Annotated in this window: 10 protein-coding genes; 1 reads left to right on the top strand and 9 read right to left on the bottom strand. The window is 27.9% G+C overall.

Features of this window, described 5'->3' with window-relative positions; genetic code table 11:
* Window positions 1-203 precede the first annotated feature (203 nt).
* From MC378_RS14630 to MC378_RS14610, 5 genes are all read right to left on the bottom strand, one after another.
* Complete coding sequence (locus tag MC378_RS14630; RefSeq protein ID WP_242179520.1) at window positions 204-956, bottom strand: hypothetical protein; 753 nt, start codon at window positions 954-956, stop codon at window positions 204-206.
* Window positions 943-1,644: a hypothetical protein gene (locus MC378_RS14625; protein ID WP_242179518.1), complete on the bottom strand. Its 702-nt coding sequence runs from the start codon at window positions 1,642-1,644 to the stop codon at window positions 943-945. Before MC378_RS14625 ends, MC378_RS14630 begins: the two co-directional genes overlap by 14 nt.
* Window positions 1,645-2,440: 796 nt before the next feature.
* A complete protein-coding gene (locus MC378_RS14620; RefSeq protein WP_242179517.1) occupies window positions 2,441-5,110 on the bottom strand; it encodes a carboxypeptidase-like regulatory domain-containing protein in 2,670 nt (889 codons plus the stop codon).
* Complete coding sequence (locus MC378_RS14615; protein WP_242179516.1) at window positions 5,088-5,846, bottom strand: GLPGLI family protein; 759 nt, start codon at window positions 5,844-5,846, stop codon at window positions 5,088-5,090. The genes MC378_RS14620 and MC378_RS14615 overlap by 23 nt, the downstream gene beginning before the upstream one ends.
* A gap of 57 nt (window positions 5,847-5,903) precedes the next feature.
* Window positions 5,904-6,182 carry a hypothetical protein gene (locus tag MC378_RS14610; RefSeq protein ID WP_242179515.1) on the bottom strand — a complete coding sequence of 93 codons (279 nt, stop codon included), beginning with the start codon at window positions 6,180-6,182 and terminating at the stop codon, window positions 5,904-5,906.
* 379 nt (window positions 6,183-6,561) lie between these two features.
* Here MC378_RS14610 and MC378_RS14605 point away from each other — a divergent pair, with 379 nt between their 5' ends.
* Complete coding sequence (locus MC378_RS14605; RefSeq protein WP_242179514.1) at window positions 6,562-7,104, top strand: 3'-5' exonuclease; 543 nt, start codon at window positions 6,562-6,564, stop codon at window positions 7,102-7,104.
* 674 nt (window positions 7,105-7,778) lie between these two features.
* On the opposite strand, the gene MC378_RS14600 is transcribed toward MC378_RS14605, so the two are convergent.
* From MC378_RS14600 to MC378_RS14585, 4 genes are all read right to left on the bottom strand, one after another.
* Window positions 7,779-8,615 (bottom strand): hypothetical protein, encoded by an 837-nt coding sequence (locus tag MC378_RS14600; protein WP_242179513.1) that lies wholly within the window; start codon window positions 8,613-8,615, stop codon window positions 7,779-7,781.
* Window positions 8,616-9,539: 924 nt separating this feature from the next.
* Complete coding sequence (locus tag MC378_RS14595; RefSeq protein ID WP_242179512.1) at window positions 9,540-10,031, bottom strand: hypothetical protein; 492 nt, start codon at window positions 10,029-10,031, stop codon at window positions 9,540-9,542.
* Window positions 10,032-10,191: 160 nt separating this feature from the next.
* Complete coding sequence (locus MC378_RS14590) at window positions 10,192-10,842, bottom strand: hypothetical protein (RefSeq protein WP_242179511.1); 651 nt, start codon at window positions 10,840-10,842, stop codon at window positions 10,192-10,194.
* 156 nt (window positions 10,843-10,998) lie between these two features.
* A complete protein-coding gene (locus tag MC378_RS14585) occupies window positions 10,999-11,853 on the bottom strand; it encodes a hypothetical protein (RefSeq protein ID WP_242179510.1) in 855 nt (284 codons plus the stop codon).
* Window positions 11,854-11,949: the final 96 nt, after the last annotated feature.

Genomic DNA, 11,949 nt, shown 5'->3' with positions numbered 1-11,949 from the left:
TTTAAATTCTTTTTTTTTAGCTTTTAAATGCTATTTTAAATTCAGGATTTGAGTGATTGAGCTATTTTTGGTAACGTATTTGTGTAGGGAAAGTTGCGTTGGTTTAGCGTAAAGTTAGCAAATAATTACTGAATAGAAAATCCGCTAGGATTTTCGTAAGTAAGCTAAAACAAGCAATTTTTTTTACACGGTGTTGTAGGTAGTTATTCTTCCTTTTTCTTTAATTCGATTAATTCAATTAACTTATTCAAAGATGATTTAATTTCATTGGATTCACTCTTTTTTAGCATCAATTCCGCTTTATTTTTCATTCCGCTATAATTTGCTTTCGGATGAAGTTCGACAAGCTTAGAGAAATATTTATTAATTCCACTCGCAAGTTTAGATTTTCCTTTTTCTGAAAATGATTTTTCATTGTTTATCTCATCTAAATAAATAATATAATTACTTATCAAAGTTTGAATATTTGAGTTAATGGTGTTTTTTACTTTTGAAGAATTTGGATCGTCTGCACTTTCAATTATTTCGTCATTTCCTAATTTAAAATATTCAAGCTGTAAACTCAAACCATATTGCCAAACAGCCAACATTTCTAAATCATAAAGATATTTATCTTTTCGGTCTGTAGCTTGATAAATTTGATGCATATCTTTCCAATGATTAAAGAATTCTGTTGCAACTTTATTTCGATGTTTTAAACCTAATTCTTTATCATTTAATACGATTTTAAAATTTTGTTCATCTGTTAGTTTCTCAACAACGATTCTTTGTTCTGGATTGTCAAAAGTTGGTTTTTTTTCGTCATTTTCGTAACCATATCTTAATTCAAGAATTACTTTGTCGTAATCGTTCGTATCCCAATATCTTTTATCTAATGGGAATTCGTGTTTTTCAGTTTCGCAATTTGTTAATATTAAGCAAACAAATGCTAAAAGGAAGTATTTAATTTTTCTCATTAATAGTAATTTTTGGTTTTTTATATTCTTTTAGCAAAGTTAATAAACTATCAACTTCTTTCTCATATTTCTTTTGCTCACTAAAAACATAGCTATGAAATGTATCATAATCATATTTTTTCTGAAAAGCTCTTTCGTTCGTTTTTACTTCTCTTATAATTCCTTCAATTTTGTTTTTATTGAATTTTTTTAGATTAGATATTTTTGCTTTTGCTTTTCGAGAAAACAATTCTGTGATTTTAATGTGATATTTTTCGTGCGTTAATAGTTCTTTGCTATTTGTATTTGTTTTGTAAACAAAAGAACGTGAAGGATGAAACAATGATTGAACTATAACAGAATTTTCATTAATTTCAGTTTCTATTGATGTTACAACATAAGCAAATCTTTCATTTCCGTAAAGTGACTTTTTAAAAAATTCTAAACCACGAAAATTTTCAAATGTGATTTTATCGAATTTGTCAAAAGTTATAGGTTTTTCGTAATTCAAGAAATTTGTGTGACTTAAAATTCCAAAAGTAATTGAAGTGAAAATTAGAATTATAAAACTGTATTTAGTAAGTCTAAATAATTTTTTTAAAACTTTTTTATTTTCAGCTTTTCGTTCTTTTAATAATAAATACCATTGATGAATTACTGGCGAAAATAATAGTAAAATAGCAAGAGTAATTATCAGATTGTCATTCATTTACGAAATTTTGTTTTTAATTACCTACAACGTTGTTTTGTATGGAAAGTTGCGTTTTAAGTCGACGGCTATTTTCCGTAGGAAAATAGGAGGTGACAGAAATGCAACAAACCTTGATTAAGCCAAATTTAGCAATTTTTTATACAAGGTGTTGCCAAATGCGTTATTTTATTTCCATTTCCATATTTCGTTTAATATTCACGTTATTTTTAATTTACAAGTAGTAATTTCATTAAATTCCATTTTTCATGCATTTCCAATTCCGTAAACTTGATAAATTAAATTCTGAGTAAAAATTCCGCAACTTTGGTTTTCAGCGTTTGAGTGTTTTCTCACGTGCTTAATTCCGACAATAATTTTCACTTAATTTAATTTTCAGAAAATTCTGCACAGTTTTTTTTCGCATTTTGCTCAATTCCGCAAAGTTTAGAAATTCACATTTGAGTGATTTCTCCGCAATCTTGGTTTCAGAGTTTGAAGAAATTCCTTTTTTGTAAAATTTAGAAAACTCTCCGATTTTTCAAAATTTTAATTCGCGAGAGAGTGTTTAACTTTTTTCAGATTTCAGATTTACAAACTAAAAAAAAGCCAAAATTATATTTTATTAAATGACTTGTATTCAGCTCGATTCACCAGTTTTTGGCAACGTTGTTGTATAAGATTAGTTGCGTGTTTTATGCACTAAAGTTAGTAAATAAATCACAGATAGAAAGACCGCGAGGACTTTCGTAAATGGGCTTTTACCAGTAATTAATTTTATACGGTGTTGGTAGCCGTTTTCTATTCAGTTCGTTTGTCAAAATCTGTATTCCAATTTTAAAAGCACAAATCTTGGTAATAATCTATATTCAGTTGTTGATGTTCCAATATCGCTAATTGAAAAATTCCTAAATCTTTCCGTATTGAACAGATTTTTACCAGTAAGCCCTAAAGTCAGTTTGTTTTCAATGAGTTTGTAACGTGCATAAAAGTCTAAAAAATAATACGTTTTATCGGTTTGTAAATTTCCAAAATAGTAGCGTTCAGACTGTAATTGAAAATCAAGTTTTTTATTAAAAATGAATGATAAGTCTAAAAAACTCACGTTATCTGTAAAGGAATTATTTATGGTCGTTTCTATTTCTGTTGTTAACCATTTTGTGCCAATATGGTAATTAAAAATGCTTTTAAAACCAGAACGTAATTCTAAACCATAATTATAATTATTTGAGGTTACTAATCTTAAATTAGAATTGTTTACAATATTCTTGAATTCACTTTTTGTATAGCCTAAATCTACTTTTAAATTCGATGCAATAAACTTGAAGTAATAATCTAATTTTGAATTTATACTTATAAACTCACGGTCTTTAATCAGTATTTTTTCGGCTTGGGTAAAGTTTTGCTCTATTGCTGTATTTGTTGAAAAAAAGTCGTGATTTTTACTGTAAAGAATAAATGTATTGGCAAAAAATCTATCACTCCAATTACCTAATTGATAATTAAAAACTACACTCGAAGCGTCTAACTGATTAAAATCGCCTGTTCCTTTTGAAAAGGAACGAAAACCAGTTAAAACAAAATCACTAAATAAATCTAAAACTTTCGCATTTGTAGTTTTGTAAGAATAGGAAGATGTAATTTTATTTTTGTCATTTATTTTCCAATCAAAACCTAAACTTGGATTAATAAAAAATGGATTTTGATTACTACTTACATTATTGTTTTCTAAACGGTTAAAAAGCTGATGAACATCTAGCCTACCAACAATACCAAAATCTTTAATTTTTAATCTGTATTTGCTTTTAAGGTACAAATCATTGACCTGATAATTGGTTTCGTTTTGATAACCATTTGGCAGTTCTAAAACGGAATTATTTTCTAAAATTGAAAATTTGCTTTCTAATCTATCTTTTCTAAATTCATTACCTAACTGTAATTCTAATAGTTGTCCATTGTCTTTGCGGTCTAATAAATGTGCATTTACTCCTGCAAATTGCATTTGATTAGTGCTTTGTTGACTTATATTGTTAGCGTTACTATTTGCAGGAAATAAATCTTGATAAAAGAATTGATTTATAGTATAATTTTGAGGTGTTTTTTCATCTATAAAACGACCTGTTAATAAAAACACTTTTTTGTCTTTAAACTTGTTGGTGTAAATTACTTTTTGGTCAAAAAGTGTATTTTGATGCTGTAAGTTTTCTATGGTAGAATTACCATTAAATAATAAATTAGAATTGTCGTTAAAATCGCCATTATTGTATTTTGTTGTGGCTTCTAACATTTTGGTTTTAGAGATGTTGTAAATAAAATCTAGTTTACCAAATGCAACTCTATTTTTATTGCGGAACTCAAAATCTTGGGTGTTAGTGAAATTTGTATTATTACCGTCTACAATATCTATAGAATTTCTAAAAAAATCCGTTTCATCCCAATTAAAAAAGCCTAATGTTTTTATTTTTAATTTTTCGGTTGGGTTGAAAATAGCATTTAGTGATACTAACTCTGCATTATTAAAATTGGTTCGAGTCTGTTTAAAATTAAGATTATTAGGTGATAAGTTTAGTAACGAATTTACACTTTTATTATCGCCTATACTTGCTGGTTCGTTAATACGAAAAGGCCTAATTAAATTTTCTATATCACCAGTTGCATCATAACCAATTGAGTTTAAGTTGGTGAAAAAGTAATATTTATTCTTTTTACCAAAGTTCATTAAATTAACTTTTAGTTGATAAAAATTGTCATTGCCAATACTTGTTTCAAAATTACCAAACCAAATGCGTTTAGATTTTTCGTCTAATTTTAGGTTTAAAGCAACTTTGTCAGTTTCTTCAATATCTTTTAACAGCCTGTTATTGGAATAATTTTTAAGAAATTCAACTTCTTCTATAGGATATGCAGGCATATTTTTGGATAGAATTTTATACCCTTTTTCAAAAAGGTCATCGCCATCTACCATCAATTTTTCAATTTCTTGATTACCAATTTTTATAGTCCCATCTGTTTCTATATTTAAACCAGGAATTGTTTTTAATAACTCTTCTACTGTCTGTTCTGTTCCGTTCGTAAAAAACTTTGTTTTAAAACTAATAGTGTCTTTTTTTATTAAAATAGGTTTTTTTGTTCTAATAATTACTTCTTCTAAATCTAATACCTTTTCTAATAAAAAAATTTTTATTGTTTTATTTAAAGTACCCTTCTTTAAATCTAATGTTATTTCTTTTGTTTGATAGCCTAATGCTGAAATTTTTAGTTTGCATCCGTTTGTGAAATTTTTAAACTCAAACAAACCGTTTTTATTTGAATATACATACTTCAAATTAATCGAATCTTTTACAATAGTAATATGTGCAAAAGATATTCTTTTATTATTTAAATCTAATACTAATCCTTTTATTAAATTTTGAGATTTCGCTTGTAAAGAAAATATAAAGAAAATAAAGATTAAAATAATCTTCTTATTTATCTTTTTCCCATTCATATTTTAATTCTATTCCTTTATATTTTTTGAACTTATAGCTAGTTACTTTGCTGCCTTTTGGTAGTTTAGAAATAATTTGTTGCATTTTAGATTCTAACTTTTCATTTAACTTTTTATTAAACTCTTTCAAGCTAATTTTTTCATAACTGTTTTTTTTTAAAAAATTAAATGGAGCCTCTTCTTTTTTTAAGTATTCTATTTTTTCAGCAATAAAAAATATTTCATTTAAATTATCTTTCGCCTCTAGTATCAGACCTGGAAGTCCATTTAGCTTCCATGGGCCAAAAGTTGTAGGTATTTCTTTTGTGAACCAAACTGTGTAAATTCTACCTCTAAAATATCCTGTTGCTTTAGTAGATTTAAATCCTAAAATAATATTATAAGTTTTTTCATGAATTTTCCAAACTATTTTATTCAACTTTTCTTGGACTAAAAAAAAAGTTTTATCAAGTGAAGTCTTTGTGAAAATTGAATCTTTTTCTAAATTAATATTTATAATTTTATTTGAGGTGTTATTTTTTTTCCCTTTTACTTTAAATTTTTTATCATCTACAATTTGTTCAGATTTTTTTTCAAGATAATAAGATTGAGTACTTTTAAAAAATAATTCTGAAGTTTTAACTACAGGTAAATCAAAATTTAATTTTTCGCTATAAGTTATTTTGACTACAAGGTTTTCTTGAGCTAAAACTCCTAAAGAAATAAAAATCATTAATAAGGGTATGGTTTTTTTCATAATTTTATGTTTTTAAACCCCTTAAAATTTTAAGGGGTTTAGTTAAATATTTGAATTTTAATGAACCTCAACCATGTGAAGTGTAATTCCACAAGGACCATTTACACCTTGGGTCTCTACCCAAAATTCTCCAATTCTCTCACCATTAAAATAAACAATATGAAGTTCCTCACAAAATAATACTCCATTCTTTAAAGTTACTCTAATTACTTTTTCTGAATTAAAGTTTTTCTTTTTGATTATTTCAATTTTTTCTTTGCTTTCAGTTTTTAAATTGTTAGCAAAGGTTACTGTGCCAATTAGCATAAATGCTAAAATAAAAAACAATTTTTTCATTTTTATTGTATTTAAAAATTAAATGCTGAATCTTTATTATTTAAAGTCTTTAGTAATTCAGCTCGCAGTTTATCTGCTTTTAGACTTTTGGTTTTCATTTCTCACCTTATTAGGTTTAATTTACAATTTTTCTTTTTAAATTCCGTAAGTCGGATGGTCTTTAAATTGCTCTGATTCGGTGTTAAATGGCTACCAACGTATTTGTATAAGAATAGTGCGTCTTTGCGTGCGAGGAATTTCGACAGAAATTCAGAAGTAGCAAAGTAAGCGCGAACATTGAATTAAGCACAGACATAGCATTATTTTTATACGGTGTTACCTGTCTGTAAAATTTTAAAAAGCCGTGCGTGAGGAACGAGGGCAAAAAACACACAATATTATGAATATATCATTTGATTTAGAAACATTAGGAAATACACACAATGCACCAATAGTGCAAATAGGTGCTTGTAAATTTGAAAATAATGGAAACATAACTTCTACTTTTTCAAGAACTGTAATTATAGAAGATTTAGATAATTACAATTTAACCCCAGATTATAGCACAATCAATTGGTGGTTAAAACAAGATAGTGAGGCAATAGAACAAGTTTTTGGCGAATACTCTATAAAATACAGTTTAAAACACGCTTTAGAAGATTTTAAAAAATGGGTAGGAAATGATGAATTTAATATTTGGTCGCACGCATCTTTTGACCCTCCAGTTTTAAAAAACAATCTAAAAGCAGTAGGGATAGAACCTTTTATACACTACCGTTTATTTAAAGATTTAAGAACTTTAAAAGAGTTGGCGGGAAATCCAGAAGTAAAAAGAGAGGGAAAACATCACGTTGCAATAGATGATGCAATTTATCAAGCTGAATTAATTTCTAAATGTTTTAAAATCCTCAATTATTCCGACCGAGTAAGTTCGGCTTTTTAAAATTTTATTGCAGGTAACGTATTTTTGTATGGAAAGTTGCGATTTTTGTGAACGAGGAATTTCCAACGGAAATTCAGAAGTTTACAAAAATGCAACAGCCTTTGTTTAAGCTAAAAGTAGCAATTTTTTATACAAGTTGTTGGCAAATGCGTGATTTTTTTATTTCGTTCAACTTTTTCATAATTTTCTTTTTTTTCAAAATTCAAACTCTGAGTGAGAATTCCGTAAACTTGCTAAATTCAGAGTTTGAGTAAGAATTCCACCATTTTGTTTTTCCGTATTTTGCTAAATTCCGCAAACTTGCTAAATTCAAGGCTTGAGTGAAAATTCCGCAATTTTGGATTTTCAGTGTTTGAGTAAATTCCATTTTATTAAATTTTTCAAACTCTCCAATTTTTACAAAATTTCACGAGCGAGAGATTGTTCCATAAATTTTAAATTTCTACATTTTCCGAAATTGGGTTTTGAAAAGAGAGGAAAAGCAAGAAGTAAATTTATAAAACAGACTTTATTTCGGCGCCTTTCCCGAGTTTTTGCCAACGTTGATGTATAAGATTAGTGGCGTGTTTAAAAACCTAATTTAGTAAATAGATACTTGCCAGAGAAAATTCCGCAGGAATTTTCCAAGTAGGCTAAAACTAGCCATTAATTTTATACGGTGTTACCCATAGTTATTATTCTACAAATTTTATAATCAGCCGTCCAATCGAATTAACACAATCTCGTGAAAATTCCGCAAGCCATTTCTCAGAATTTCGGTCAAAATGAGATTCGCTAAATCCATTTCGAGCGTTTGAAATTGCATTTGTGATTGTACCGATTAGATTTATCATCTGTTCAGGATATTCAATATTATTATTCTCAAAATCGGATTTTAAATAATCTTTAACAATTTTAGATAATTTAGAAAGGTCGGTTTCTTCTGTTTTTTCTGGAATATTCTTTTCTATAAATCCTCTAAACAAACCTTCTAAACAAGAATATGCATAAGTTAAAGTCAAATTATATTCTCCGTTTTTAATAGAAACGTCCATCTTATTAATCGACAATTCCAGCTTTTCAGCGTTCCAAATATTTTCAGATATTATTGTTTTTGGGACTGGTGAAATTCCGTTGTTATTCAGTTTTTTTATTTTATCTAACACCACATTTGGTGCAGAAAGGATTGATAAATCTTCAATTATTTCTGTTAAATCACTTTCTTCTTGATTCCATTCGCAATATATAGTTAGAAAATCAAGATTGAAATTGAAGAAATTATTTTTTTCTTTTTCGAAAAGTTCATTTAGTAAGATAACAAAAGTGTCGATTGAGTCCCAACGAACTGTGTCCATTCCAACAGAGTAAAATGTTCTGGAATTTTCAACGTGTTCAAAAATCTGTCTCCAAAAATCAGCAATCCCAACTTTGTTGCAATACCTTTTAAATTGCTTGGTTTTTAGGAAATCTCCAATATTTAATTCTTTATAACCACTAATTAAAGGTTCAATAATTGGAAGAGGTTCATTCATTTACGGATGTTTTTTTAAATTATGGGTAACGGTTTTGGCTAGGCTTTGTGCGGGCTTGAAAATCGCCAAGATTTTCGAACACGGACTAAGCCGAAGCTTTTTGTTTGGATTTGTTTTTTGGTTTCACAAAGCCAAATCAACAAGATTTGGCGACCTAGTAAATATACACAAAACTTTGAAGTTAGCACCAAACCCGCATGAAGTTTAGCCGGTGTTAGGTAATGCAGTTTTTTTCAGACAGAAAAAACTGTCAACGAATTAAAAAGGTTAATTTTTTACGCAGCTACGATGAATTCAAACACAAGTATTTTTAATAGATAAATTATCAATGAAACAAATTTCCACGTTCTGATTTTTTCTTTGTTTTCAGACAAGACAATTTTTCGATTAATTTTCTACGTAACATTTTACGTTTAGTTTTTTTCAGTAACTAGCATTTTTTCAAAGAATGAAATTTCTCAACGAAACGATTTAAGCATTTTCAGGAGCATTTGATGAAATTCTTGTGTACTTAAACGTCCGAACGAAAAAAACAGCGAAGCTATCCTTTAAAATCCCTTAAACGACTTTTCCACAGCTACGATTTTCTCAACAAAAAACAATGATTTTTCAGAATAGAGTAGGAGTTGAAAATTATCAGATTTGAGAATTTTTTCAAAGATAAATAAGTTCTAAAAAAATCGAACACGCAGCTACGATTCTGTTTTACCTAACGTGTTTGTATAAGATTAGTGTGGGAGGTAGACAATCGAAGAATTGTCCCCCGAGCCACTAAGCTTATACTTATTTTATGTTTTTAACTTGTTGACCTAAAAATACTCAAAATAAGTATAAGCGACCCAATAAAGAAACACAAAATTTTGGGCTAAAACTAAAAACCCACATTAATTTTATACGGTGTTGTAATGCGTTTTTTTTTAAAGTTTAGTTTCCTGAAAATTTATTGTATGCCCAATTTATTAAATATCCAATTGCTAATATTCGTATAATAATACTAAAAATAGAATATTTCACTTTTCCGTTTTCAAAAGTAAGAGGTAGTACTTTTTGCTCAATCCATTCGGGATTTATTTGCATACCAAATTGGTAGTTCTCATTATTTCCTGTTTGAATTTTAAGAACGACTCCTCCTCCGAACAATGAATTTATTTTAATCAACTGAGATGATTGAATCTCATTAATTGGGATATTCCATTTACCGCAAATAATTTTAGAATTTGTTAACATTACAACTGCTCGCTGGGAAGTCACCCAATTTGTTCCTCTAACAATGTCTTTATTTGAGTTTGTTATTATTCCTTTCGAAGCATCGGAAGCAAAAACTTTTTCATTCGGATTTGATAATTCATATTTTACTCTTAACCTATTGGTTCCGTATATGAAGTCGACTAAACTTTTCATTATTTTATTTAACATTCAATTTTTTTTTTAATGCTTTACAACGTGTTTGTGTATTGAAAGTTGCGATTTTGTGTGCGAGGAATTTCCGAAGGAAATTCAGAAGTACGCAAAAAAGTAACAAACTTTGGTTAAACTAAAATTAAGCAATTTTTTATACACGGTGTTGTATGTTGTTTTAATATGAATTAATTTCTTTTTTTAGTTTTTTTAATTCATTTGTTAATTTATACATTTCATAAAAAGTTTCATGCCAAGATTCTAAATCTTTATTAGAGTTTTTAGTGTTTTTTAAAATGCTAATTGGTTCACCTTTTTCTCTTATTCTTAGAAAAAGTTCATAGGCTTTTGGGTGGATATATGAAGTTGATAAACTCAGATTGCTAATCTGAATACATATATTTTCCCATTTTAATAATAACAAACTCCTTAAGCTATGGTAAGTATTTTTATTAACTGAAATACGTATGTTAGTTTTTTGGTTTAAATTAAAACCTTTACATAATTTTTTAAAAGATTCAATATTTTTGGATTCGATTTTAAATTTCGAATAAGAACTAATTGTTTCATAAAGAGAATTCATTTGAATGTGAATTTCCTCTAAATATTTAATAGTTATCTTTTTTTCCCATTTTTCTAATTCTTTTATTTTTTTGTCCTTTATTTTAATATCTTTTTGATATTTTTTTATTTTTTCAAGAAAATTATTATTTTGAGATAATATTTTATCATTTTCGCTTTTACTTAATAGTTGTTGACCATAGATTGTTAAGCCAGTTCCAAAAGCAATAATTATTATTCCCAAAACTATTATATGATTTCCATTCATTTTTCTTTTTTTTTAATATGAACCTTAATTTTCAGAGAATAACATACAACGGTTTTGTATATGATACGTTGCGTGGTTTAGCACGTAATTTAGCAAATAAAAACCGAATAGAAAATCCGCGAGGATTTTCGTAAGTTGGCTTTCACTAGCAATGTATTATATACGTTGTTGTAGCCAGTATTTTTTCCTTAAACTACTTAATTTTACTTTGTTCTTACACTTATTATTTTCAAAGTTAGAATAGAATTCATCTTGAAATAATTTCAGATTGTCCCAATTCGAAAAACTCTGATGGTCTTTATTTGAATGATAATCTTTATTAACTTTTAATTGCCCAATTTTTTCAAATTCCGTTTCCGATTTTTTGAAATGTTGAGCATAATACCAACTAATCTGTTCCTTTGGTTTAAACTCTTTGTTTATTTGCTGTTCAAGTCTAAATAATAGTTTTGCATTCTCAAAGTCCTTTTCAGTTGGTTTTTCCGATTGTTTAATGTCAGTTACAGCAATTAAATTCAGTCCGAATTCCGTTTCTTTTTCCGATTCCAACACGAAAACTCCACAATAATCTCCATCACTTAATTTAAAAATTAAACAATCTCCTTTTTCGAAAATCGCATTTCGTGATTTTTTTACTTTTCGTTTTCGAGATGTCTTTTTTTCGTTTGATATTTTCTTTAAAAAGCTATCTAAAACCTTCTGCCTTTTAGTCAAGTCAGATTGTGAAGCGTCAAGTTCTTTCCACAATTCAATATCTTTTCCAGACTCGACAATATCTTTAATCCGATTAAGAACTTTTGGGTCAAGTGATTTACATTCCCATTGAGATTTTGCGATAGTTATCCAAAAATTATTTTGGTCTTCGTGAGAATCAATCAGTTCTTTATTTTCCTGAATTAACTTTTCAGTAATCGCAGAAACTTCCATTCCTTGATTATATAATTCAAAGAATTCATAATTAATATCTTCGTAAATATCGTTTGAAGAAATTCCTGTTCCCCAAGTTCCCATAGGCGTTTCTTATATTGGCTACAACGAGTTTGTGTTATTGAAAGTTGCGTTTTACGTGAACGGCTATTTTCCGCAGGAAAATAGAAGTTTACAAAA

It is taken from the genome of Polaribacter marinus (genome assembly GCF_022662535.1).
GTDB classification, from domain to species: Bacteria; Bacteroidota; Bacteroidia; order Flavobacteriales; family Flavobacteriaceae; genus Polaribacter; species Polaribacter marinus.
This window is presented reverse-complemented; position numbering and strand designations above follow the sequence as displayed.